Annotated in this window: 26 protein-coding genes; 10 read left to right on the top strand and 16 right to left on the bottom strand. The window is 64.5% G+C overall.

Features of this window, described 5'->3' with window-relative positions; genetic code table 11:
- Nucleotide 1: 1 nt before the first annotated feature.
- Entirely contained in the window at nucleotides 2–1,117 is a 1,116-nt protein-coding gene (locus AUR64_RS16345) for a class I SAM-dependent methyltransferase (RefSeq protein WP_058583040.1), read from the bottom strand.
- Between the two features lie 142 nt (nucleotides 1,118–1,259).
- Between AUR64_RS16345 and AUR64_RS16340 the strand changes: the two genes are divergently transcribed.
- Nucleotides 1,260–2,120 carry a helix-turn-helix transcriptional regulator gene (locus AUR64_RS16340; protein WP_058583039.1) on the top strand — a complete coding sequence of 287 codons (861 nt, stop codon included), beginning with the start codon at nucleotides 1,260–1,262 and terminating at the stop codon, nucleotides 2,118–2,120.
- Nucleotides 2,121–2,214: 94 nt separating this feature from the next.
- On the opposite strand, the gene AUR64_RS16335 is transcribed toward AUR64_RS16340, so the two are convergent.
- The 3 genes from AUR64_RS16335 to AUR64_RS16325 form a co-directional block, all read right to left on the bottom strand.
- Entirely contained in the window at nucleotides 2,215–4,323 is a 2,109-nt protein-coding gene (locus AUR64_RS16335; protein WP_058583038.1) for a DHH family phosphoesterase, read from the bottom strand.
- Between the two features lie 216 nt (nucleotides 4,324–4,539).
- Nucleotides 4,540–5,172, bottom strand: a complete 633-nt coding sequence (locus AUR64_RS16330) for a YIP1 family protein (protein ID WP_058583037.1) — start codon at nucleotides 5,170–5,172, stop codon at nucleotides 4,540–4,542.
- A gap of 7 nt (nucleotides 5,173–5,179) precedes the next feature.
- Nucleotides 5,180–5,767, bottom strand: a complete 588-nt coding sequence (locus AUR64_RS16325; RefSeq protein ID WP_058583036.1) for a thymidine kinase — start codon at nucleotides 5,765–5,767, stop codon at nucleotides 5,180–5,182.
- Between the two features lie 106 nt (nucleotides 5,768–5,873).
- On the opposite strand from AUR64_RS16325, the gene AUR64_RS16320 reads away from it, so the two are divergent.
- Complete coding sequence (locus AUR64_RS16320) at nucleotides 5,874–7,031, top strand: glycoside hydrolase (protein WP_155120637.1); 1,158 nt, start codon at nucleotides 5,874–5,876, stop codon at nucleotides 7,029–7,031.
- 32 nt (nucleotides 7,032–7,063) lie between these two features.
- On the opposite strand, the gene AUR64_RS16315 is transcribed toward AUR64_RS16320, so the two are convergent.
- Nucleotides 7,064–7,648 (bottom strand): NADPH-dependent FMN reductase, encoded by a 585-nt coding sequence (locus tag AUR64_RS16315; protein ID WP_058583034.1) that lies wholly within the window; start codon nucleotides 7,646–7,648, stop codon nucleotides 7,064–7,066.
- Nucleotides 7,649–7,732: 84 nt separating this feature from the next.
- Between AUR64_RS16315 and AUR64_RS16310 the strand changes: the two genes are divergently transcribed.
- Complete coding sequence (locus AUR64_RS16310) at nucleotides 7,733–8,074, top strand: DsrE family protein (protein WP_058583033.1); 342 nt, start codon at nucleotides 7,733–7,735, stop codon at nucleotides 8,072–8,074.
- A 61-nt stretch (nucleotides 8,075–8,135) separates the two neighbouring features.
- Here AUR64_RS16310 and AUR64_RS16305 read toward each other — a convergent pair whose 3' ends face one another.
- On the bottom strand, nucleotides 8,136–9,098 hold the full coding sequence (locus AUR64_RS16305; protein ID WP_058583032.1) for an A/G-specific adenine glycosylase: 963 nt from the start codon (nucleotides 9,096–9,098) through the stop codon (nucleotides 8,136–8,138).
- Between the two features lie 142 nt (nucleotides 9,099–9,240).
- Here AUR64_RS16305 and AUR64_RS16300 point away from each other — a divergent pair, with 142 nt between their 5' ends.
- Both AUR64_RS16300 and AUR64_RS16295 read left to right on the top strand, forming a co-directional pair.
- A complete protein-coding gene (locus AUR64_RS16300) occupies nucleotides 9,241–9,498 on the top strand; it encodes a hypothetical protein (RefSeq protein WP_058583031.1) in 258 nt (85 codons plus the stop codon).
- A gap of 57 nt (nucleotides 9,499–9,555) precedes the next feature.
- Nucleotides 9,556–9,876 carry a hypothetical protein gene (locus tag AUR64_RS16295; protein ID WP_058583030.1) on the top strand — a complete coding sequence of 107 codons (321 nt, stop codon included), beginning with the start codon at nucleotides 9,556–9,558 and terminating at the stop codon, nucleotides 9,874–9,876.
- A 369-nt stretch (nucleotides 9,877–10,245) separates the two neighbouring features.
- On the opposite strand, the gene AUR64_RS16290 is transcribed toward AUR64_RS16295, so the two are convergent.
- Nucleotides 10,246–11,589: a class-III pyridoxal-phosphate-dependent aminotransferase gene (locus AUR64_RS16290; protein ID WP_058583029.1), complete on the bottom strand. Its 1,344-nt coding sequence runs from the start codon at nucleotides 11,587–11,589 to the stop codon at nucleotides 10,246–10,248.
- A gap of 80 nt (nucleotides 11,590–11,669) precedes the next feature.
- Nucleotides 11,670–12,968, bottom strand: coding sequence for an MgtC/SapB family protein (locus AUR64_RS16285; RefSeq protein ID WP_058583028.1), 1,299 nt, complete (start codon nucleotides 12,966–12,968; stop codon nucleotides 11,670–11,672).
- Between the two features lie 117 nt (nucleotides 12,969–13,085).
- Between AUR64_RS16285 and AUR64_RS16280 the strand changes: the two genes are divergently transcribed.
- Nucleotides 13,086–14,459 (top strand): AI-2E family transporter, encoded by a 1,374-nt coding sequence (locus tag AUR64_RS16280; protein WP_082230834.1) that lies wholly within the window; start codon nucleotides 13,086–13,088, stop codon nucleotides 14,457–14,459.
- A gap of 11 nt (nucleotides 14,460–14,470) precedes the next feature.
- On the opposite strand, the gene AUR64_RS16275 is transcribed toward AUR64_RS16280, so the two are convergent.
- Nucleotides 14,471–14,785: a PadR family transcriptional regulator gene (locus AUR64_RS16275; protein ID WP_058583027.1), complete on the bottom strand. Its 315-nt coding sequence runs from the start codon at nucleotides 14,783–14,785 to the stop codon at nucleotides 14,471–14,473.
- 266 nt (nucleotides 14,786–15,051) lie between these two features.
- Here AUR64_RS16275 and AUR64_RS16270 point away from each other — a divergent pair, with 266 nt between their 5' ends.
- On the top strand, nucleotides 15,052–15,342 hold the full coding sequence (locus tag AUR64_RS16270) for an amphi-Trp domain-containing protein (RefSeq protein ID WP_058583026.1): 291 nt from the start codon (nucleotides 15,052–15,054) through the stop codon (nucleotides 15,340–15,342).
- Nucleotides 15,343–15,570: 228 nt separating this feature from the next.
- On the opposite strand, the gene AUR64_RS20615 is transcribed toward AUR64_RS16270, so the two are convergent.
- Nucleotides 15,571–15,834: a hypothetical protein gene (locus AUR64_RS20615; protein ID WP_155120636.1), complete on the bottom strand. Its 264-nt coding sequence runs from the start codon at nucleotides 15,832–15,834 to the stop codon at nucleotides 15,571–15,573.
- 69 nt (nucleotides 15,835–15,903) lie between these two features.
- Complete coding sequence (locus AUR64_RS16265; RefSeq protein ID WP_058583150.1) at nucleotides 15,904–16,185, bottom strand: PadR family transcriptional regulator; 282 nt, start codon at nucleotides 16,183–16,185, stop codon at nucleotides 15,904–15,906.
- A gap of 216 nt (nucleotides 16,186–16,401) precedes the next feature.
- Between AUR64_RS16265 and AUR64_RS16260 the strand changes: the two genes are divergently transcribed.
- Entirely contained in the window at nucleotides 16,402–17,112 is a 711-nt protein-coding gene (locus tag AUR64_RS16260) for a DUF7117 family protein (RefSeq protein ID WP_058583025.1), read from the top strand.
- A gap of 56 nt (nucleotides 17,113–17,168) precedes the next feature.
- On the opposite strand, the gene AUR64_RS16255 is transcribed toward AUR64_RS16260, so the two are convergent.
- The 3 genes from AUR64_RS16255 to AUR64_RS16245 form a co-directional block, all read right to left on the bottom strand.
- Nucleotides 17,169–17,657 (bottom strand): hypothetical protein, encoded by a 489-nt coding sequence (locus AUR64_RS16255; RefSeq protein WP_058583024.1) that lies wholly within the window; start codon nucleotides 17,655–17,657, stop codon nucleotides 17,169–17,171.
- Nucleotides 17,658–17,707: 50 nt separating this feature from the next.
- The gene (locus AUR64_RS16250; RefSeq protein WP_058583023.1) at nucleotides 17,708–18,601 is read right to left on the bottom strand and encodes a bifunctional methylenetetrahydrofolate dehydrogenase/methenyltetrahydrofolate cyclohydrolase; all 894 of its coding nucleotides are present in this window, start codon (nucleotides 18,599–18,601) and stop codon (nucleotides 17,708–17,710) included.
- Nucleotides 18,602–18,886: 285 nt separating this feature from the next.
- Entirely contained in the window at nucleotides 18,887–19,288 is a 402-nt protein-coding gene (locus AUR64_RS16245; RefSeq protein ID WP_058583022.1) for a VOC family protein, read from the bottom strand.
- A 119-nt stretch (nucleotides 19,289–19,407) separates the two neighbouring features.
- On the opposite strand from AUR64_RS16245, the gene AUR64_RS16240 reads away from it, so the two are divergent.
- Complete coding sequence (locus AUR64_RS16240; protein WP_058583021.1) at nucleotides 19,408–19,836, top strand: universal stress protein; 429 nt, start codon at nucleotides 19,408–19,410, stop codon at nucleotides 19,834–19,836.
- Nucleotides 19,837–19,881: 45 nt separating this feature from the next.
- On the opposite strand, the gene AUR64_RS16235 is transcribed toward AUR64_RS16240, so the two are convergent.
- Entirely contained in the window at nucleotides 19,882–20,493 is a 612-nt protein-coding gene (locus AUR64_RS16235) for a hypothetical protein (protein WP_058583020.1), read from the bottom strand.
- A gap of 93 nt (nucleotides 20,494–20,586) precedes the next feature.
- Complete coding sequence (gene glyA, locus AUR64_RS16230; RefSeq protein ID WP_058583019.1) at nucleotides 20,587–21,834, bottom strand: serine hydroxymethyltransferase; 1,248 nt, start codon at nucleotides 21,832–21,834, stop codon at nucleotides 20,587–20,589.
- A gap of 225 nt (nucleotides 21,835–22,059) precedes the next feature.
- Between glyA and AUR64_RS16225 the strand changes: the two genes are divergently transcribed.
- The gene (locus AUR64_RS16225) at nucleotides 22,060–24,108 is read left to right on the top strand and encodes a hypothetical protein (protein ID WP_058583018.1); all 2,049 of its coding nucleotides are present in this window, start codon (nucleotides 22,060–22,062) and stop codon (nucleotides 24,106–24,108) included.

Below are 24,108 nucleotides of genomic sequence, written 5' to 3'. Positions count from 1 at the left end.
CTCAGGCCTCCATCCGGTAGAACCGGAAGAACTCGTTTTCGATGGGTAGCACCTCGAACGACTCGAAGCCCGCCTCGTCGGCGTAGCCACCGAGCGTCTCGGTCCGCATCACGGTGCCCGTCGCGGCCGAGTGGTCGCCGACGCGGCCGACCGGCAGACAGTGAAAGACGCTGCAGCCGTAGAGGAACTGCTCTATCTCGTCGGCGTCGGCCGTGAACTCGTCGCCGACGCGTTCGTCCATCACGATGACCGCCCCCGTGCCGTTGGCGAGACGGCGCATCGTCGCCAGCGCGCCGACCGGGTCGGCCATGTCGTGGACGCACTCGAAGGCGGTAACGAGGTCGTACCTCCCTGCCAACTCGGAGTCGCTGGCGTCGCGCACCTCGAAGTTGACGCGGTCGGTGAGGCCGTACGCCTCGGCGTTCTCTTTCGCGGCTTCGATAGACGCTTCGTCGAGGTCGTAGCCGTCGACGTGGGCGTTCGGATACGCCTGCGCGATACCGATGCTCGACCAGCCGTGGCCACACCCGATATCGGCGACCCGTGCCGGCGATTCGTCGGAAAGTCTTCCGTGTACGTCCGGGATGCTCGACAGCCACGCCTCGCCGAGCAGGCGGAGAAACGCGGGTCGGTTCATCGCCGCCTGTCCCTCGTGGAGGTTCGCGCCGTAGTCCGCGAAAGCGACGCCCTCACCGGTGCGGTAGGCGGCGACGATGTCGTCGAGTGGACCGACGAGTCCGGCCGCCGCCCGCGCCAACGGTGCGAGGTAGTAGAGACTCTCCACGTCGACGAGCACGGGTTCGTGCGCTTCGGGCAGCGAGTAGCGTCGCTCGCCGGCCGCGGCGCGTTCGTCGTCGACGGTCAGAATCCCGGAGACGGTTTGGTGTTCGAGCCACTCGCGGACGTATCGCTCGTCGGTTTCGGTCTGCGCTGCGAGTTCGCTGGGCGTCAACGCGTCCGTGTCGGCGTCCGCGAGCGCGTCGTACAGGCCGAGTCGGGTGCCGAGGTAGACGCTGAACAGCGTCAGCGTGGCGTTGGCGTCGGCGAACAGCCCGCCCGCAAGTGCTTCGGTTTGTTCGGTTTCGTTCGGTGTCGTGGTGTCGGCTGCTTCTGCCATAGCTGTCCGGAGACGACCGACCGAGCTATAGTTAATTTCTGAGAGTAATACACCGAGACGAGACGTGTCTCACGGCCTGAGACAAGGATTATCGCGTGAGCCAGCCTCCAGTTCGGTGAGGACTCTCCGGGGGGTCGAGACTATGGACAGAGAATCGTTGTTCGAAGAGCTACTCCAGCAGTCGTACGCGCTCCGACGCGACGTTCGGGAGTCGACGGCGACCCGACGCCGCCTGACGACGGACGAACTGCTGGACGTGCTTCGACACCGGGAGCTGCTGGAACTGCTCATCGAAGGGCCGCTAGACCGCCGCGACATCCAGACACAGTTGGGTATCTCGCGGGCGACCAGTCACCGATTCACGCGCTGGCTCGAACAGCAGGGGTTGGCCGAACGTCGTGACGGTCGGTGGAGTCTCACCGGCCGTGGCGAGACGGTCGCCGAGGAGGTGCTCCGATTCGAGCGAAACCTCCGGGCGGCGGCCCGACTCGACCCGCTGTTGGAGTGCATCTGTCCGGACCACACGGAGTTCATCGTCGAACCGTTCGCCGACGCCACCGTGACGACGCCCACGCCCGAAGACCCGTACAAACCCGTCGAACGGTTCCTCGCTCTCTTAGCGGAGAGCGACAGCTTCCGGGGCTTCAACACGACGCACATGGTCCCGCCGGGCGTCGAACGGTTCTACGCCTCGCTGTTCGACGGGAAGCAAAGCGAGATAATCTACCTCCCGGTCGTCGTCGACGCGCTCCGAGAAACACATCCCGACAAGGTCGCCGACGCCGTCGAACGCGGTCACCTCGCACTGCGGACGCGCGAGGCGCTTCCCTACGGTCTCGCCATCTTCGACGACCGCGTCGGCATCGGCGGCTACGACGACGAGACGGGGACGATGCGCGTCTTCGTCGACACCGACGACGGCATCGCCCGCGAGTGGGCGCGCCGCGTCTTCGAGGCGTATCGACGGGATTCGGTGCCGCTGGAATCGACGGCAGATGCCTGAGAGAGAGAGAGAGAGAGAAGCAGACGCTCCGGGTCTTCTGAAGGCGGAGCAAAGCGGCGACCGAAAGGCGCGAGTAACAGAACGCTGGGACCGTCTACGCCAACTGCTCTGCGACGGCTTCGACGACGGCTTCTTTCACCTGTTCGCGACGACCCGAGAGGAACTCGATGCGACCGTCGCGGATGCCGACGGCCGTGATTCCGGCTTCGGGAGCGCGTTCGCGTGCGGCCTCGGCGACGGCGCGGAGGTCCACGTCGGCGGTGCTGCGGAGGTAGAGTTCGTCCATCGCGACGCCGATGGTGACGAACGTCTCACCGTCGCGTTCGCGGCGGTGGAGTTCGTCGAGCAACAGCGCCGTCGGCGGGAAGTCGAAGCGGTGTGTGTACGCGTCCGTGTCGAGCACGGCGAACTGCACGCCGTCTTCCTCGCGCGAGTCGAGGTTGGCCTGCGCCGTCTCGATTTCGGCGTCGAGTTTCAGGCGGAACTGCTCGGAGACGTGGCTGGCGAGGTTGCCCGCGTTCTCACCGTCGCCGTCGGGGGTGACGCCGTTGTCGAACAGCAGGTCGGTGATGAGTTCGCGCTTGTCCTCGTAGGACTGGTAGTACGCCTCCAGCGCGATTGCCTCGCGGAGTTCGCGGACGTACGTCTCGTCGTAGCCCGCGTCGCTGGCGGCGTCGAGGTACGCTTCGGGCGCGTTCTCCCAGTAGCTCACTGCGGGGAGGTGGCGCAGGTCCTCGCGCACGTCGTCGTTGACGGCGGCGGCGAGGTTGGCGACGAGCGCACCCGTCGAGAGGTCCGACGCGTCGGCGTCGGCGAGCACCGGCGAGACGAGCACGTCCGTCGAGTCTTCGATTTCGGCGTCGACGGCGGCGGCGTCGACGACGACACGCTTTGCGCCGTAGATGCTGAGGAGGTCGAGTCCGTCGCTGGATTCGACCGTCGCGCCCGTGCCGACGAGGAGGACGAGCGGCAGTTTCTCGCCGTGGCGGTCACGGTCCTGCAGCATCCGCGTCACGTCGTTCGTCGCGGCGTCCATCCCGTAGACCGCTTCTTCGAGCGGTCGGCGGTCGAAGTAGTGGTACTCGGCGTCGGATTTGGCGTGTTCCTCGCGGATGAGCGGGAGCACGGCGCGTTCGACGGCCGCACCGGCGACGTAGCCGTCGGCGGTGGCGGTGTGGCGGACGATGATGGGACGGGACTCGAACAGCGCGCGGCGAATCTCTTCGGCGGCGTCCTGCAGTTGCGTCTCGACTGCGGAGACGGCGTCGTGGTCCGCCAGCGGCGTCACGTCGTCGGGACGGGCACGGCCGCGGAGCGCGTCGTCGAGACGCGAGCGAACGGTGTCGGCGTCGTCGCCGTCGAGCGAGACGAGCGCCTCGGTTTCGACCTGTATCTCGTTGTGCCGGAGTTCGACTTCGCCGTCGAGGCGGACGAACGACCCGACGTCGACTTCGGGGTAGGCGCGGACGCCTGCCTCGACGAACGCCGCGGCGTCGACGACGCCCGTCTCGTCACGGACCTCGAAGACGGTTGGGCCGCCGGTCTGTTGGGCGCTGACGACTTCCCCTTCGATGCGGACGTTCTGCCCGACTCGGTCGGTCAGTGTTCCGATTTCGACGCGTTCGACGTCACCCGATGGCTCGGACTCGGCGTCTCGGTGGCTGTCGTCGGACGTGTCGTCGTCGGCAGACGTGTCGGCGGAACTGTCGTCAGTAGAACTGTCGTCGTGACTGGCGTCAGCGTCGGTCTCGGCGTCGTCTTTCGTCGCGTTGCTGTGGCGAACCGTCGGCGCTTCGGCTTCCTCGTCGTCGCTCTCGTTGCTCTCGTCCGCGTCGTGGTCGCCGTCGGCGTCTTGGACGAGCGCGCCGCGGAAGTCGCGTTCGGACTGGCGAATCGACCAGCCGAGGTCGATGTTACCGTTGTCGCGGACGTTCTTCACCTGCACGAAGACGGTGTCGCCCGGTTCCCAGTCGAGACTCTCCAACCGGCGGTCCAGTTCGCTACGGTGCAGCAGACCGGTGACTCCCGGTGCGAGGTCGACGAACACGCCGAAGTCGGCGTAGCCGTCGACGGTGCCGTTGTAGAATCGGCCGGAGGTTAGTTGTGACGCGTCGTTACCACGGAATTCGAACACCACGTCCTCTTGGTGGCTGTCGCAAATTCGGCCCTCGACGGGCGTACCGCAAATGATACACGAACCCATTTGCTCGGAGAAAATGGCCCCGCCCTAAAACGGTTGTCGAAAGTCCTCTACGAGCGAGCGCCGCAGTTTTTCGCCGCGTCACGCCGAGTTCGACCGGCAGTCCGGCACTGCGATGATGGGGCTGACCCCGACGTTGTCAGCCGATTTTCACCTTCTTCGTCTTCGTCTCACGTTCGCTCGGTCCACGTCCGAGACACGTTCGATAGCCGTCGCCGGTCAGATGAGCGTCCACGAGCGGAGCAGTCCTTCGACGAGGGCGACGAGCGGCCCCAGTCCACGGAAGGCGAACCCGAAGACGAACACCGAGGGGAGTGCCGAGACGAGCGCCGCCCGGAGCAACGAAGTCTCGTGGACCTCGCTGATACCGATAGCCAACAGTCCAGCGCCGTAGAGCGCACAAATCACGCGGAGTTCCGGTATCGGAACTCCGGCAAGCGCGCAGGGTGCTGTCGCGTACGCGATAGTCTGAACCGTCTCGCTGACCCCCGCGCGCTCGCGGACGGCGAGCATCAGAAGCACCGTCTGTAGCGCGGCACTCAGGTGAAGCGTCGCGGGCGCGACGAACAGCGTCACCGCGAGCAGTAACAGGAGACTCGTCACCGCCCGACTGTCGGCGACGAGCGGAATCAGGTCGGTTCCGAGAACCGTCCCGCTGGAGAACGCGAGCAACCCGCCGACGAAACAGAGTGCGACGAGAACGCCGAACACCAGTCCCGGTGCTTGGTCACCGGGGGCGACGCCGTTGCGAAAGAAGCGCCGTGGGCGAACCAATACCTCGACCCACGCGCGCGCCAGTCCGCGCGGCCCGCGGTCACGGCCGTTCCGGGGATTCTCCACCCACGTAGTCACGTCTGTACTAGTCGCTCCGGAGGGTATGACAGTTCCGACAGCGGGCCTCGTAGGACTCCTCTGCGCCGACCATGATGGTCGGGTCGTCGACGTGAGCGGGTTCGCCGTCGATGAGTCGCTGGTTCCGCGTCGCCGGTTCGCCGCAAACCGTACAAATCGCCTGCAGTTTGTCGACGTACTCAGCCAATGCCATCAACTGCGGAACGGGGGTGAACGGTTCCGCGCGGAACGTCTGGTCGGTCCCCGAAACGATGACGCGGCGGCCGTCGGCGGCGAGCGCCTCGCAGACCGCGACCAGTTCTTCCGAGAAGAAGTTCGCCTCGTCGATGGCGACGACCTGTTCGCCGTTGAGGTCGTCGAGCATCTGCCAGACGCCGTCGCCTTCGTTGTCGACGACTGTCGCCTCCCACTGGCGGCCGTTGTGCGAGCCGATGGTCGTCTCGCCGTAGCGGTCGTCGATGGCCGGTTTGAACACCGCCACTTCCTGGCCCGCGATTTCGGCGCGGCGGAGACGACGAAGCAGTTCCTCGGTCTTTCCGGAGAACATCGAGCCGGTGATGAGTTCGACCCACCCGCTCCCGGTGATGGCGTGCATGCAACGTCATCGGTGTGAGCGAGACCAAAACGATTGTCTTCTTCCTCGAACAGTCGTCGTTTCGCACCGAACCGATAACCGACTCCGCGTCGCCCTCGTTCACGTCATGTCGACCACCACGGACCGAACGCTCTCGCCCGTCCGCGGCGCGGTGTACGTCCCGGCACGGGCGTTCAACGCCTACCAGTTCTGGGAGGCGTACGACCCCGACGAGACGGAGCGTGATTTTCGCCTCGCCGCGAAACTGAACCGCGACGCGCTTCGACTCTTCTTGAGCTACGAGTACTGGTTCGACGCACCCGAGGCGATGGAGCGTCGCGTCGACAACCTGTTCTCCACGGCCGAAAAGGAGGGGATTCGCGTCCTCCCCATCCTCTTCGAGAGCGCCGGCGAGGACCCGACCCGCGAGCGCTGTCAGGACCAGGACCCACACACCGCCTGCGCCGTCCGTTCGCCGTCGCACGACATCATCAACGACGAGAGCCGCTGGAGCGGGCGCGGCGACGGTGGCGCAAGCGGGAGCGACGGGGACGGCATCTTCTCGGAGGCGAAACAGGCGCTCGGTCTCGGCGGCGGTTCTCAACACACCGAAGAAGGACGTGACGCCGACGACCGCTTCGGCCGTCGGCCGGGCGGCCCGCGCGAGTACGTCGAGTGGTTCGTCGACCGCTACGGCGACGACGACGCACTGCTCGCACTGGAAATCATGAACGAACCCGGCGACTGGGGCCAACGCCTGAAGTTCGCTCGGCGGATGCTGCGCGTCGCCGACGAGCATCGCAACGACCTCCCGCTGACGATGGGCTGTAAGGGACTCCGGTACAACACGCTGTACGACGGCCCCGAACTCGACGTGTTTCAGTTCCACCTCAATCTCCCGCCGACGGCGAGGAAGATGCAAGAGCGGATGCAGAAAGCCCGGGAGTTCGCCGACGAACACGACAAACCGGTGTGGCTCACCGAGTGGCAACGAACTCGTGAAGAACCGCCGGACAAGTTCCTCCCGAACTACGCGTCGCTCGCCGAAACCATCCGAGACGGTCCCGTCGACGGCGACTTCTTCTGGTCGCTCATGCTGAAACCGGCGTATCTCCCCGACCAGCGCGAGAAGGGCCGAATCAACGGCGTCTTCCACCGAAATGGTTCGGTGTACTCCGTCTCGGACGCGCAGGCGCTCGCGGGCGACGGTTCGCTCGACATCGACGAACGACAGCAACAGCCGTCGTGGTTGCCGGCGGACCTCACCCGCGCCGAGACGGAGTGAACTCGTTTCTGCTCGCCTCCGACGTCTCCCCTCTACTCGGCGGAGCGCTCGCCCGCGCCGACGTTCTGGTCGCTCTCGAACGTCGGGGGGTCGGGTTCGATGGTCGCGTACTCGACGACGCGCCGGCCGAGCGTCGCGACGCGCGAGTCGAGTCGGTCGTCGACGAATCGGTCGCCGTCGAACGCGCCGCTCGCTCGGGGAATGCCGACTTCGTGCGGGAGCACCCACGCGTTGAACGCCCGACAGACCGACCGGAGGTGTTCGAGCGCCGTCACCGGAAACGCGCCGCCGGCGACGGCGAGCAGGCCGACGGTCTTGTCCTCGAACACCTCGAACCGACAGTAGTCGAGTGCGTTCTTCAGCACGCCCGAGTACGACCCGTGGTAGACGGGGGTCCCAAGCAGGATGGCGTCCGCGCCGCGAAGCGTCCGGCGCAACCGCTCGGCGTCGCCTGCGTCCCGCTCGTCGGCGTTCAGCGGTGGCAAATCGAACTCCCGAAGGTCGACCAACTCCCCAGTACCACCGGTCTCTTCGACGGCTTCGAGCGCTCGCCGGAGCGACAGTCGGGTGTAACTTCGCTCTCGGAGACTCCCGCAGACGGCGACGACGTGTGTCATGCCGTCTCCTGAGACGGCCTCGCACAAAACTGTGCGGCCGCACACCGCCCCTACACTCATCTCTATGGGCGTCGTCACCATCATATGCGAACCGTCTTTCACCTCTCGGGTGGCGACGAAAACGACCAGACACACGCGCTGGCGAACGTCGAAAACCTGCTCGACGACGAGAGCGCCGACGTCGAACGCGTCGCTTTCGTCGCCAACGGCGACGGCGTCTACCTGCTTACCCGGGAGTCCGTAGCCCCCGACCGAATCACCGAACTCGCCGACCGCGCGGTCGACTTCTGTGCTTGCGGAAACGCGATGGACAACCGCGACCTCTCGGCCGACGACCTCCTCTCGGGAGTCGAACGCGTCTCGTCTGGCGTCGCCGAACTCACCCGCCGGCAGACGTACGACTACGCGTATCTCAAAGTGCCCTGAGTAGGTGGACCCGGTGTCTCTGTCTCTCGTCGCGTCGTCACGCTGGCGTCGCGTTGTCGTCTCACCGCCGGAGGCGAACGGCTACCTCTCCGGACTCGGTGGCCTCGTCGCTTGGTTCGCCGTCGACGACGTCGACGAGTCCGTCACCCGCCAAGTCGTCGACCAAGCCACGAAGCCACTCGCGGCCCGTGTCGCCGCCGTAATCGACGCGGACTCTGGGTCCGAGCGCGTCGAGCGCGAGTTCGTCGTACTCGCCGAGAATCCGAATCACTCGCCCGCGCATCTGTCGGCGACTCCCCTCGAAACTGGGTTGGGTCGGCACGTCGGGTGCGGTGAAGTCGCCGGTTTCGTACGCGTGACACCACTCGCGCCACGGACAAGCCTCCTCGTCACAGCGGGGTGTCTTCCCGCAGGCGACCCCGCCGAGTTCCATGATGGCGTTGTTCCAGACGCGTGATTCGCCCTCGGGCATGAGTTCGGTCGCCGACGTCTCGAAGGCCGAATCGTCGTCGGGCACGTCGAACGCGCGGTGCAGGACGCGCTTGACGTTGGTGTCGACGACGGCGTCGCCGTTGTTGAACGCGAAACTGGCGACGGCGTTGGCGGTGTATGGGCCGACACCCATCAGTTCCTGTAACTCGTCGGGCGCTCGGGGAAACTCGCCGTCGTACTCCGACTCGACTTGGTTGGCCGCCTCGTGGAGATACTTCGCGCGGTTGTTGTAGCCGAGACTGTGATTCGACCAGAAGGAGACGACGTCGGCGCGGTCGGCCGCCGCCAGGTCGGAATGAGTTGGCCACTCGTCGAGAAACGCTTCCCACGCCGGGACGACGCGGTCGAGTTGCGTCTGTTGGCTCATCACCTCCGAGACTAAAATTGCGTACGGGTCGTCGGTCCGTCGCCACGGGTAGTCGCGGTGGTCGTCCTCGTACCACTCGACGAGTGCGTCGCGGACGGGGTCGAGGTCCGCCGGTGCCGCCGGAAGACAGTGGGCACCGTCGGCGTCGGCCGGGGCGTCGGTCATCGTCGATACGTCGGCACACGGCGGTTAAGCGGTGACGATTCCCCCGCCGCTCTCGCCGATGACGTTCACCAGTTGCGTAGAGTCATTCGCACTGCAACGAATCAGGGTGAAACTATTTGGTGCCGGAGTCGAATCGGCGGCTATGGACTCACGCACCGCTATCCGACTCGGCGTCGCGGTTATCGTCCTCCCGGCGTCAACGCTGGTCCTGCTCGCGGCCGGGCCGCTCGGTTGGCTCGTGTTGCTCGTGGGCGCGTCGCTCGTCGTCTCCGGCGCACTCGGCGAGCGCGACCGACTCCCGTCCCGGCGCAAACACGGCTACACCGACTGTCCCGACTGCGGGACGCACAACGTCACCGGGCGCACTATCTGCCGCGACTGCGGGGGCGGCCTCGCCTGAATCGGCGCGACAGACGAAAGCCGAAACCGGTAATCGGCCGCCGTCCCACCTGCAGGTGTGAGCCTCGACGACCTCCGCGACGACATCGACGCACAGTACGGCGAGTTCGACGACGCTCTGAGTGTCGACCTCGACCGCGAGACGAAACACGAACTGGCGATGCTGGCGGCGGTGTTCGGGACCGACGACGGCGAGTTGATTCGACGCGCCGTCCACACGCTGTTTCAGTCGACCGTCGGCAGTGGCGACCTCGACTTCCACCTCCGGCAGGGGTACGACACGACGTACGACGAGTATCTCGCCGGGATGACGTACGAGGAGATGACGGGCGCCGACCAGTATCCCGAGCGCGACGACGTGCGTCGGTATCAGATGTAGAAAGCCCTCGGCGCGGCCCCGGAGTGGGCCACGCCTCGCCCTTTGCATGTCCGCCAGGCCCGCAGGCGCGAGTCGCGCACGACGGCGCGACACGCGCTAAGCCTCGGCCTCCCCAGCCGACTCCTTCGTTCGCGCACCGCGCTCACTCAGTCGCCCCTCGCACATCTGTCGCGCCCACGCAGGGGCGCTCCGGCGCGCGCCACCCGGTTGCATAGCTCTCGTGGTCGCTAAATGGCTACCAGACGGAGTACCGATTCTCTCACTTCCTCGCAGGGCGGCGCTCCGTTCACCCGCCTCGGCCGCGCCTGCGCCACTTCGTCAGGTCACGACCCGGGGTGGCCCCGTCTTCGGATAAAAAGCTCAGTCCGCTCAGGCCGTCGCTTCGATGGCCTCGCCGAGCAGGTCACAGCCGAGCGAAATCTCGCGCTCCGTCACATCTAGCGGCGGAAGTATTCGGAGTACCTTGTACCCACACGCGAGGGTGAGCAGGCCGCGCTTCAGCGCCGCCTCCTGCACAGCGTCGCGGTGTTCTTTCGTCTCGAACTCGACGGCGAGCATCAGACCTTTCCCGCGGAGGTCTGCAACACCGGGGAGGTCGGCGTCGGCCATCGTTTCGAGGAACTGCTCGCCGCGGACGACGGCGTTGTCCATCAGGTCGTACTCCTCGATTGCGTCGAGCGTGAGCGCACCCTGCAGCGAGGCGATGATGTCGCCCGCACCCCACGTCGAGGAGAGTCGACTCTTCTCCTCGGGGAAAATCTCCTTCTTCGAGATGGTCGCCCCGACGCGCAGCGCCTTCGCCGAGGTGATGATATCCGGTTCGATTGGGAAGTGGTCCGACCCCCACATCTTCCCGGTTCGGCCGACGCCGGACTGAATCTCGTCGGCGATGAGCGTGATGTCGTACTCGTCGGCGAGGTCCGCGAGTTCCTGCATGAACGCGTCGCTCGGGATGCGGTAGCCGCCCTCGCCCTGAATCGGTTCGAGGATGATGTAGGAGAGTTCTTCGGGGTTGATGTGGCCGCGCTTGGGGTGGAGCTTCTCGCGGAGTCGAGAGGTGTTGTCGACGAAGAACCCACACGAGCAGGTGTCCGGCGAGCAGTTCCGGTCGTCGCAGTACGGCATGTCGTGGATGCCGGCTATCTCCGGGAACTTTCTCCGGTACACTTCTTTCGAGCGGTTCAACGAGAGCGCGCCGAGCGTCCGGCCGTGGAACGCGCCGTCGAAGGTGATGCCGTACTTACCGCCGTCGGAGTGGTCGTAGCTGACTTTGATGGCGTTTTCGACGGCCTCTGCACCTGAATTCGAGAGAAACACCGTGTCCATTCCGTAGTGGTCGGTGGCGTCGACGAGACGGTCCATCAACCCGGCCGGACCCGGGAGCGGGTCGTCGTCGTAGTCGTGTCCACTGGAGACGTAGAAGTCCTGTCCCGCTATCTTGAGCGGGTCGACGAGGTCGAACTCCGCCATCGGCTCCATGATTTTGGGATTGTTGTAACCCAGCGGCGCGGCGGCGACGTGACTCGTGAAGTCCAAGAGAACGTTCCCGTCGACGTCGGTACAGAACGGGCCCTCTGCGGGGGCGGAGGTGTCCCAGACGAAGTCGTAGACGTAGGTGCTCGTAGCGGCGTGCTCGCGGTGTCGCTCGGCCCACTGCTTGGCGCGTTGCCCGGGCATCGCTTCGACGTCGGGGGTTGCCGTCTCGCGGTCCATGGCCCGCGGTACGGAGACACATATGTTAAGAGATTCGTTACGGTTTAGGAAATATTTGCAGACCGACTCGTCCAGCCGACTCAGCCGAACACCGCGACGGCCGCGGTGCTAACGCCGGAAACGAGGAGAACGACGAGACTCCAGAGCGCCACCCGCCGAGCGAACGGTTTCGGCCCCGCCGCCGACAACGCCGCTTTGACGACGATGCTCGACGCCGTCGCCAACAGAACCGCGATAACGGCCGCAGGCCCGCCGATGGTGCCGCTGCGGTAGAGCAGTACCGCGGAGGTAGTCGCACCCGCAGAGGAGACGAGTCCGGACGCGAACGCGCTGATGAACAGGCCCGTCGACCCGAACTCCGCCTGTGCCAGTGCGCCTGTCGCGAGGATAAGCAGGAAGACGAAGCCGAACGAGAGCGCGTTCTGCAGCGAAAAGGGACTTTCGAGGTCCATCTCGACGTTCGCTTTCCAGTCGGCGGCGACGGCGGCGATAGCGACGCTGCCGACGACGATGACGCCCAGCGGAACGACAGCCGTCGTCAACACCGGCCCCGACGAGTTGACCGTAAAGACGAGTACGATAGCGAGGTTTCGCACGGCCATCGCGGCGTTGGCGAGCAGGACGCCGGCGACGCCGTACGACGCCGCCTCCGGCCGCTGCTTGACGTGGTCTAACATCGTCCCGACGACGGCCGTCGAAGAGGCGAGGCCGCCGAAGAAGCCCGTGACGGCGATACCGCGACTGCCGTAGCTTCTGACGACGGCGTAGTTGACGATGCCGATGCCGGCGACGGTGACGACCATCAGCCACGCGACGCGCGGTTCCAGCGGCACGCCGTAGATGTCGATTTCGCCCGGCGGCAACAGCGGGTAGACGACGAACGCGAGTATCGCAAACTCCGTCGACGACCGGAGTTCCTCGCGCGAGAGCGCGCCCGCGAACCCGTGGAGTTCGCGTTTGAGCACGAGTAGGAGCGAGGAGACGACGGCGACGGTGACACCCGCGAGAACGTAGCCCGCGGCGACGAGTGCACCGATGCCGTACGCTACGAGAAGCGACACCGAGGTAGTGAGAAGTAAGCCATCTTTCGCCCCTTCTTGGAGGCTCTGTGCCGCTAACAGGATACCTTGGACGATGACTAACACGCCGCCGATAGCGAGCAGTGCCTCACCGAGAAACTCTTCGCGCGCGAGAATCGTGAACACTGCCCCGACGAGACTCGTCAACGAGAACGTCCGAATCCCGGCGGACTTGTCGGACCACTCGCGTTCCAGTCCCAAGAAGAGACCCAACGCGGCGGCTAACACGAGACGACCAATCGTCTCGTCGAACGAAGGAGGAAGCAAACCGCCCGACTGCAGGACCGATAGAGAGAGCATGTCCCGTCAGGTACGCAACCGCCCGTGTTAACTCTCCGGGCGCGACACGCTTTTGTCATCTCCACCCAGCCTTTGGGTATGTCGACTGAGAAGGACGTCGATACCCAGCGGCGGTTTATGGGTATCGCACGTTCCAGACTCGGCTGGTGGTTCCTCGCCGTCCTCCTAGCTGTCGCGCTCTGTTACGTCGTGTACTCGTTCATCGGGACCGTCGTGTTCGGACTGTTCATCTACTACGCGACCCGGCCCATCTTCCGCCGACTCGACACGCGGATTCACCCGTCGAGTCTCGCGGCGGCCGTCGCCATGTTCGCGCTGGTGTTGCCGGCGCTCGCACTCGTCGGCTACGCGCTGCTCATCGTCATCCGGCAACTCGGGTCGGTGACGGGCAACGGGTTCGACCCCGAACAGTTCGGCCTCGACCCGGCCGTCGTCGAGCAACTGACGAACCTCACGAGCGCGCAGGCGTTACTCTCGGGGGACCTCCTCCAGTACATCACCGCCTCGAACATCCAGTCGCTGTTCGCGTCGCTCGGCTCTGCGGCCGTGACCGTCGCCTTCGTCGGTATCGGCCTCATCCACCTGTTCGTGATGTCCGCGCTGGCGTTCTACCTGCTGCGCGACGACCGGAAACTCGCCGATTGGTTCGAGTGGCGCATCGGCGACGACGACGGCGTCGCCGTCGCGTATCTCCGCGCCGTCGACAACGACCTCAACAGCATCTTCTTCGGCAACATCCTCAACGCCGCCGTCACCGGGACCATCGGCGTTATCGCGTACTCGGCGTTGAACGCGTTCGCACCGCCGGGACTCGCCATCCCCGCGGCGGCGCTCGTCGGTCTCTTGGCCGGCGTCGCCAGCCTCATTCCCGTCGTCGGCATGAAACTGGTGTACTTCCCCGTCGCCATCTACATGGCGCTGTCCACGCTGGTTCCACCGTCGAACCCCGCCGCCCTCTGGTTCGTCGGCGTGTTCGCGCTGGTCTCGTTCGTCGTCGTCGACACCATCCCGGACCTCGTGCTTCGTCCGTACGTTTCCGGCCGCTCGCTGCACGTCGGCGCGGTGATGCTCGCGTACACGCTCGGACCGCTGCTGTTCGGCTGGTACGGCATCTTCCTCATGCCGCTTCTGCTCGTGCTGGTCGTCCACTTCGCGCGCATCATCCTCCCGGAACTCGTCTCCGGCGAACCGATTCGTCCCTACGCCGTCGACCCGAGTTGGCTTCCCGGTGACCCGTTCGAGGCTCCGACGCGACAGGCCGCCAACGGCGGCGGGGAACCGTCGCCGGCGGCTCGACAGGAGTCGACGCACGTCGGGACGCCCGACGAGAGCGGCGGAAAGGCCGATAGTCGCAGCGGCGAATCGGACGAAGCGGGGTCGTCTACGGGCGACTCGGCGCCGATGTCGGCGAACGACACAGACAGCAGCGAGAACAGCGAGAACGGCGGCGACGCCACTACCGAGACGGCTGACGACGAGAAACAGTCGTAACGGCGGCGAACTCAGTTCTCGATTCCGACTCCGGCCTCGGCCTCGGGTTCGTCCTCTTCGACGTATCGAGACTCCCAGTTCGAACGAGCGTTGATTTCACGGCGTCCGCGCCGAGTGAGCGTGTAGTAGTTCGTCCGGCGGTCACGCTGGCCTTTGTCGACGAGTCCTTTCTCGACGAGCGTGTCGAGGTTCGGGTACAGTCGACCGTGGTGAATCTCCTTCTCGTAGTAATCTTCGAGTTCCTCTTTGATGGCGAGGCCGTGCGGTTCCTCTAGTCCTGCAATTACGTACAGCAAGTCTCGTTGGAATCCTGTCAGGTCGTACATCGGTAACGTCTACGCCGGTATTTCTGTCGGATTGAAATAAGCATATCGACTACCTCTTTGCGGAGGCGACCAGCGACGGTTCTGTGTTCGGTCTTCGCTCTCCCTGCACTCACAACGCCGGAGAACTGTCGGTGATGAGTCGTACGCTATCCGGAGAATATGTCCGGAATCCGACTATGAACCGGAGGCGACAAGCGACGGGTACAGTGGACCGTTCACCTTCGAGAGGCGTCGTGCTTATCCGCTGTCTCGTCGTACGTGAGCGCATGCCCGAAGAAGTACTCTTCAAAACCGAGCGCCGACAGGACCGCGCATCCATCGCTGCCTACCTCAGAACCGTCGCCGACAAACTCGACTCCGGCGAGTCGATGACGCTTTCGGCCGGCAGCGAATCGGTGACGCTCGACGTTCCCACCCAACCGACGTTCGAGGTGAAAGCCGAACGCGAGACCTCCTCGTCGGGTGGACCCGCCGAACTCAGCGTCGAGTTCGAGTTGGAGTGGGACGAAGGCGACGACGACCAGCAGGCTACCGACAGCGAACTCAGTATCGAGTGACGTAGCTTTGCGACCGATTTTTTGGCGTGAGCAGAGTTCACGAATAGAACCGTCGCTCCGGATGTACTGTATCAAAAGGAAAGCAAGCCACGCGAAATACCGCGTGGGTGCTTGCCGCCCTGAATTGGTCCCCGCTGACGCTTCGGCCCTCCAAAGCGAAGCGTCACCAGCACGTACCACACGTTTTTACTTAAACTTACCGACGACGTGCGAGACCTTCGTTTTCGCTTAAATGTGTTCTTCTTCGAGCACCCATCCGAGGGCGCGCTTGTAGTAGGTGAACATCTGTCTCACTCGTTCGTGACGCATCTCCTCGTCTTCCAGTTGAGTCTTGAGGAACTCGTACTGTTCTCGTATCTCGGCTTCGTCGCGCATCGCTCGAAAGTAAGTCGACGACCACCAAAGAACCCCACCGTCGGGTATCGACCCGCGTTCGGCGCGGGCCGACGACCCCTGCCGTGTCATCGCCGAGGGTGTCGGCGTGAACAGCACCTCAGTCAGTCTCGTGTGCGTCGCTGTCCGTCCCGTCGGCGAGCCGTTCTCGCACGCGAGTTACGGGCGTCAGGCGCTCGCAGTGAAGTACTGGTCTTCCCACTCACGCCGTTGTTTGAGCAACTCCTTTCCTGACTCGGTGATATCGTAGTAGTTCGTCCGGCGGTCGATAGCACCTTTTTCGACGTACTCCTTTTCGACGAGTACGTCGAGGTTCGGGTAGAGTCGTCCGTGGTTGACTTCCGAGTCGAGGTACGACTCCAGTTCTCCCTTTATCTGTTGCCCGGACGGTTTGTCCAGTCCCGCCATCACGTACAGCAGGTCTCGTTGGAAACCGCTGAGGTCGTTCATCATCGCGAATGAACTTCAACACCGCACAGTATAGTTCCTCGGAAGCTTATAATAACATGATTTTCACATCTTCGTGTACGTTTTCGTCAGCTCTCGTCGCCCTCCGGCAGGGGAGTCACTGGCGGAAGCAGTCCGCCGGTCACAATCTCTGGGGAGTTCGAGTCGGTGTTGGTTCGAGCCAGTGTTGTTTTCCCTCGCGCACGCGAACCTCGCGGTATGGAGATTCGGGGACGACGCGAGTGTGCGGACTGCGGGACTCGCTGGTCGTACTACGAGACGGGCAGCGTGAGTTGCCCCGACTGCGGCAGCATCAGAAGCGTCGGCGTCGACGAGCGAAAAGAACACACCGACACGGCGACGACGCTCGAACTGACCGACCTGAAGACGACGCTCGTAGACGGCGAGGTGCGCGATGTCGTCGACGACCTGAAACCACGGCTTCGAGAGTACATCAGAAAACGTGGTTTCGTCAGCGAGGGCGAACTCCGCCCGCTCGACGACGAGATTCTCGTCGCGGCGGAACTGCTGCACGCCGTCGACGTGTACGACCGCTCGCGGGAGACGACCGAGGAGGAGTATCTGTACGTACTGACGCTCGTCAACGGGGCGGAATCGGGTGACCGACCCGCCCCCGACGACGTGCCCCGGTCGATGGCGGCCGCACGGGGCCTCGCGTACGCGACAGTCGTCTCGAAGTATCGCCGCGAAGCGGTGACGTGGCTCGAAGCAAACCCCGACGCCGAAGCGCAGACGACGCTCGGAACGATACGCGACCACGAGAAACGGATGCACGCACTCGAAGGCGACGTTCCGTTGACGGATTCCGAACGACTCGTCGAAGCGACGAAGGAACTCAGCGAGTACCTCGCAACCGACGAGTTGGACGCGCTGGCGACCGCACAGGACCGACTGTCGCGGCTAGGATAAGCGGAACACAACTACCGTCCGGAAGTCCCGAGACTACCATCCAAAAGTTCTGACAGCTACCGCCCGGAAACACCGACGCTGTCGAGCGTCCCGAACAGTTCGGCTGGTCGGCGTGACCCGAGGCGAATCTCACGGCTGTCGCGGAGACGGATACGTACTCCGCCGGCGGTAGCCAGACAGTACGTCGTGTTCTTGCGCCCCGACAGCGCCGATTCGACGCCAAGACTCGCTCCGAGCGCCGGAAAGTCCTCGATGCGTTCGACCGCCGTGAAGTCCGCCAGCGCGACGGTTCGCGTCCACGGGAACGGTGCGACGCGGATGCGAACGACGCCGCCATCGGTGTCGACTTCGGTTACCAGCGACGCCGTAGACAGCGGAACGACCGGCAGTGCGAGTACGACGCCCACTATCGCCGTTCGGACGAGGTTCGCACCGTCACCGAGAAGGAGGAGGCCTACGAGCGCCAGCGCCTGTAGGTGGACGGCGAGCACCACCCAACAGATGGCGGTGTCGCGGAAGCGCTGAACTTCGTGGTAAGTGACCATGTCTCACGTTCGTCACGAATCACGATAACTGTTTACGAGGCGACAGTCGTTCAGGGCAACTCGACGTCGACGTCGGACTGCTCGCCAGCGGCTTTGACCGTGTTGTACAGCAGCATCGCACGCGTCATCGGACCGACGCCGCCGGGGACGGGCGTGATGGCGCCGGCTTTCTCTTTTGCGCTCTCGAACTCGACGTCGCCGACGAGTTCGTAGCCCTTCTCGGTGTCCGCGTCGACACGATTGACGCCTACGTCGATGACCGTCACTCCATCGGAGAGCATCTCGCCGGTGACGAGTTCGGGGACGCCGACGGCGGCGACGACGATGTCCGCTTGATTCGTCTTCGCCGCGAGGTCTTTCGTCCGCGAGTGACAGACGGTGACCGTCGCGTTACCGCCGTCAGCTTTCTGAATCAAGAGGTTCGCCAGTGGTTTGCCGACGATGTCGGAGCGGCCGACGACGACGACGTCTTTTCCTTCGGTGTCGACGCCGGTCGATTCGAGCAGTTTCTGGACGCCGTGCGGCGTACACGGTTTGAACCGCGCGTCGCCGGCGACGAGACGGCCGACGTTCTCGGGGTGGAAGCCGTCGGCGTCCTTTTCGGGGGCGATAGAGCGGAGGACGCGCCGCGTGTCGACGTGGTCGGGCACCGGCATCTGGACGAGAATGCCGTGAACGTCGGGGTCGGCGTTCAGGTCGTCGATGGTCTCGTACAGTTCCTCGGCCGGAGCTTCCGGGTCGATTTCCACGTGGATGCCGTCGATGCCGACTTCCTCGCAGTCGCGCTGTTTCATCGAGACGTACGTCTCGCTTGCGGGGTCGTCGCTCATCAACACGGTTGCGAGACCGGGCGTCACGCCCGCGTCTTTCAGTGTGGAGATGGCGTCTTGGAGGTCCGCGCGGATGTCGGCGGCGACGGCGTTGCCGTCGATTATCTCGGTCATGAGTGAACAGGTGTCCGCCTCCGCCTTCAATGCTCGGGTTCGTGCATATGTGGTGCGCCACAATCGGGCATATGTACACGAATGTGTGTTCGAACGGCGGCCTCGCCCCGTATCGCTCACCGTAAACACCCGGGAACTCGTGTGGAGAGTTCAACTGTGAGACGGTGTTCGTATCGACCGACTTCGCGTCGTCAACGACTACCGGTCTCCATAGAGGCCGGCGCTGAACCTACCGCCGAGCGGCGTCCGTCTCGCAGTCAGCTTCTTCTGTAGTGGAGAGTCTCGCTACTCGTCGGTGAGGTCGGGGTACGCGACTTCCCAGAGATGTCCGTCGGGGTCCGCGAAGTATCCGGAGTATCCGCCCCAGAACACGTCTTGGGCGGGTTTGACGATGCGGCCACCGGCAGCCTCCGCCTCTTCGAGAACGGCGTTCACCTCGTCTCTCTCCGAGACGTTGTGCGCGAGCGTGATTCCGGAGAATCCGGTCTCTTCGTCGGGCACCTTCGCATCCTCGGCGAGCAGGTTTCTCGGGTAGAGCGAGAGCCACGTTCCGTCGAGGGTGAAGAACGCCACGTCACTGTCGTCCTCGCGGTCTCGCATCGGGAATCCGAGGCCGTCGCGGTAGAAACGGATGGACTCGTCGAGGTCGTCGACGCCGAGCGTCACGAGCGTGATTTCGGGGTCCATAGGCTACAGATGGACGAGGCGGCTCATAAACGGACAGTCGGGTTTCACGCCGATAGCCGGTCGGACACGGAACCGATTCGCGCCGAGTTTTATTTCGGTCGTCGCCGTAGTCGGAGACGATGTACGACACGATTCTGCTCCCGACCGACGGGAGCGACGGTTCCCGACAGGCCGCAGCGCACGCGTTCGACCTCGCACGACAGTACGACGCGACGGTTCACGTCCTCTACGTCGCCGACACCCAACGCGACAGTCTCACCACCGTCGGCACCGAGGTCGTCGACGCACTCGAATCCGAGGGACAGGAAGCTGTGTCGAAAGTCGTCGACAGCGACGTCGCCCACGGCGTCGACATCGAGGAAGTCGTCGTCCAAGGCCATCCCGACGACGAGATTCTCGCCTACGTCGAGGACAACGCCATCGACCTGGTCGTGATGGCGACGCACGGCCGCAGCGGCCTCGGGCGGTACCTCCTCGGCAGTACGACCGAGAAAATCGTCCGCAGTTCGCCGGTGCCGGTGTTCACCGTCCGCGTCGGCGAGGAGTGAACACGTAGCGCCGTCGCGACCGCTGCTTTGGGTCCCGGCCGCCAACTACGGACAGCTCTCACTGGCGAGCGACTGCCTTTCCGAACCCTGCGTTACCGCCTTCGTCGCACCTGTCTCGACGTTCACGAGCATCGCCTGCCCGCCGTAGCCGTGTGTCTGGTCGTGGCCGCGAACGACGACGCACGTCGTCTCCTCGGGCAGCGTTATCGTCTCCGAGCGGGTGAACTCCTGCGTTCCGTGCGCGTGGAGTAACTCGCGTCTCCCGAGTTGCTCGCCGTCTCGGTTCTCGATTTGCCACCAGTTCGCGTAGCCGTCTTCGCCGTCGTCGTCGTGGTACAGCGTCACGTCGAACCGATAGCCGTCGCCCGTGTTCTCGACGGCCACGCTGACGACGTTCGCTTCGCGTAGGTCGAGCGAGTCTTCGCCGGCCGTCTCCTCGTTCGTCGCCGACGCCGCCTCGCTCGTTTCGGTCGCGTCGTCGGTTCCGCTGGTTTCGCTCGTCTCATCTGCGTCGCCCGTCCCGTTCGACGAGGTGTTCGCCTCCGCGGCCGGTTGCGCGTCGCTACAGCCAGCGAGTGTGAGCATGCCTGCGGACCCGAGGGTGAGAAGAAATCGTCGGCGAGACGGGGCGTCGCCGTAGCTGTCGCTGTCGAACATACTCGATAGAGGCTCCACAGGTCGATAAAATCGGGGGGAAGTACGTCTTTTCGGGGGTGGGCCCGAGGACGCCGTTCCCGTGCTTGCTCGCACCTACTCGTACAGCGGGAACGTCTCGCAGAGGTCCTGCACGCTCGCGCTCACGTCTTCGAGCACCGCGTCGTCGTCGTGGTCGTCGACGACGCGGGAGATGAGGTCGCCGACTTCGGCGGTCGCTTCCTCGTCGAACCCGCGAGTCGTGAGTGCGGGCGTGCCCGCACGGATGCCGCTGGGATTGAACGCGGAGCGGGTCTCGCCGGGGACCGTGTTGGCGTTGAGGACGACGCCGACCGATTCGAGCGCCTCCTCTGCCTCGCCGCCGGTGAGGTCCGGATGCGACTCTCGGAGGTCGACGAGCACGAGGTGGGTGTCGGTGCCGCCGGAGACGACGCCGAGGCCGTTCTCCTCGAACGTCTCTGCGAGTGTTTTCGCGTTGTCGACGACGCGTTCGGCGTACTCCTCGAACTCCGGTTGCATCGCCTCGTGGAAGCCGACGGCTTTGCCCGCGATGTTGTGCATGAGCGGCCCACCCTGCGCACCGGGGAAAACGGCCGAGTCGATGGCTTTCGCGTGCTCCTCGTCGGTCATGATGATGCCGCCGCGCCCCGCTCGAATCGTCTTGTGCGTCGACCCGGTGACGAAGTCGGCGACGCCCACTGGTGACGGATGGACGCCCGCCGCGACCAATCCTGTGATGTGGGCGATGTCGGCGAGGTGGTACGCGCCCACGTCGTCGGCGACATCTTGGATGCGCTCCCACTCCACCGCACGCGGGTACGCGGAGTAGCCGGAGACGATGATGTCCGGTTCGAACTCGCGGGCCTGTTCTTCGAGCGAGTCGTAGTCGATGTAACCCGTCTCGGCGTCGACGTGGTACTGTTCGACCTCGTAGAGCTTGCCCGTGAAGTTGGCGGGGTGGCCGTGGCTCAGGTGGCCGCCGTGGTTGAGTTCCAAGGAGAGAATCTTGTCGCCGGGGTCGAGCATGGCGAGGTAGACGCCCATGTTCGCCTGCGTCCCCGAGTGCGGTTGGACGTTGACGTGCTCTGCACCCCAGAGGTCCTTCGCGCGGTCGATGGCGAGGCGTTCGACCTCGTCGGCGTACTCACAGCCAGCGTAGTACCGAGAGCCGGGGTAGCCTTCGGCGTACTTGTTGGTGAGGGCGCTGCCCTGCGCTTCCAACACGGCACGACTGACGTGGTTTTCGCTCGCAATCATCGCCAGCGTCTCCTGCTGTCGGGTCACTTCGCCCGAGAGCGCGTCTGCGACGGCCGGGTCAACCTCGCGTACGTGGTCGTAGTCCATGTCTGTCGTGGCGGCTGAAATCACATTAAGTGTGTCCCTCTCACCACATCTTTCCGCGCTCCGGTGCGGAGTTCGACCCACCTCCCACGTCGCAGACGCCGTCGCCGAGACCCCGATTGGGAACGGTACCGAGCGGTCGGTATCGCTCCCGAGAACCCCGTAGAGACGGTTTCGGGTCGCTCCGACAGAGATATACGTCGCCGGGCATCAATCTTCGTATCCTACATGATTTCGGTGGAGTCGACCGAACAAGGAATCAAAGCCGTTGACTCCTCGAAGACCAGTATCGACGTCGTCACTGAGGGCTGGACGGAGTCGGCCGACGGGCCGACGATGCCCCGCGACCACGACCTGCGTATCTCGGGGCGGACGACACGGTTGCAGTTCCCACCGGTGTTTCTGGTAGCCGAAACCGACGAAGGCCACAGCTTCGAACTCGCCAGCGAAGTCGGCCCGATAGAGCTTCCAGCCGACGAGTACGTCGTTCGCGTCGACGCGAACATGTTGGTGTACGTCGCGTTCTCCGGTCCCGCCCGTCTGGAGAAACCGAACTACGAGGCGTCGGTGCTCTCGTTTCCGGAACCGACGACGGTGACGCTCGGCTTCCGCAGTCGAACTCAGAAACCCGCAGAGACCGTCGTCGTCCCGCGGACGATAGAGGGCGTCGCAACCGCGCTCTCGCAGTTCCCGTCCGGACACCGGACGACCACCGCCGACCGGTCGTATCCGACGATGCGGGACCACCCGCCCCGTCTGGAGTTCGGTGAGTCCGTGTCGATTCCGGACGTCGTCGCCGAACGCCGCGAGGAGACGGAGATAGAACTCCGCCTCCCGCCGGACTTGGAGTATCTGTTTCCGGCGTCGTCGCTGGCGCACTACCTCGGCGCGAACGTCTCCGTGGAGTCGGGGGCGACGCCACGCATCGAGAGCGCCGGCCGAGTCCACGAACTGCCCTCACTCCCGTCGTTCCAGTACGAGACGGCGGCGCTGTTGCGACGGACGTTCCTGTTGGACTGTCTCGTGAGAAACGCCGGTCCACACGGCACCGACCTCGCGGAACTAGACCTCCTCTCGGAGTTCGCGCTCGACACCGACGCGCTGTACGCCGCACCGGTGTCGCACCGGCTGAACACGTATCTCGACGTTCCGTTCGAGCGTATCTCCGACGAGTTACCCGAGTGGCATCTGTCGATGTACGTCGAACCGACGATGTCGCACGCGAAGACGCTCCCGTACCTCCTCCAGAACGTTCCGAACATCTTCCTGCCGGAGTCGACGCCGCTCGACGGCGGCGAACGGCTCTCACGCTCGCTCGACGATTTCTACCGCGGCGTCAAATCGTCGGAGAGAGAGGCCGTCGCCGTCGACCTCACGAACCCGAAACTCGGCCCGGGTCGTACGCACGGCTGGCTGGCCGGCAGCGTCCCGATAGACGTGTTCAAGAGCGTCCCGGAGGCGTACGAGAACCGCTTCGACTTCCTTGACCGAGCGGGCAACTCCATCTCCGTCGTCGCTATCCTCAACGACCGTGGGATGGACGACGAGTACGCCGAAGCCGCCCGAATCTACCGCGAACGGGCCGAAGAACTCGATATCGATATCAAAGTCCGAGAACACCTCTCCGTCGACGAACTCGCCGAGGTGTTCGAGACGCCGCACGACTTCGTCCACTACATCGGCCACTGTGACCGGGCGGGGCTACGCTGTCCGGACGGGAACCTGTCGGCGTCGTCGCTCGCCGAGTCGAACGCCCAGACGTTCTTCCTGAACGCGTGCGGGTCGTTCCACGAGGGAATCGGACTCGTGAAAAAAGGAAGCGTCACCGGCGCGGTGACGTTCAACCGGGTCGTCGACAGTCAGGCGGCGAAAGTCGGCACGATGTTCGCCCGCCTTCTGGTCCACGGGTTCTGTTTCGAGCGGGCGATGCAGATGGCCCGACGGCGTATCATGACCGGCAAAGACTACGCCGTCGTCGGTGACGGCACGCACGTGCTCGCCCAGTCGGAAAACTACGTCTCCTCGGACGTCGAACTCACACAACTCGATACCGACCGGTTCGAACTCAACTACGACGTTCGCTCACCTTGGATAAACGGCGGCTACTTCCAGACACACGTCACGTCGAACGACACCTCACGGCTGTACGGGTCGGCAGGCACGTACGAACTCCAACGGGAGGCACTGTGCGACTTTCTGGACTTCGCCAACACGCCAATCGTCTACGACGGCGATATCCACTGGTCAGACGAGTTAGCGAACGTGCTTCGAGAGTAA

Source organism: Haloprofundus marisrubri, from assembly GCF_001469955.1.
GTDB lineage: Archaea > Halobacteriota > Halobacteria > Halobacteriales > Haloferacaceae > Haloprofundus > Haloprofundus marisrubri.
This window is presented reverse-complemented; position numbering and strand designations above follow the sequence as displayed.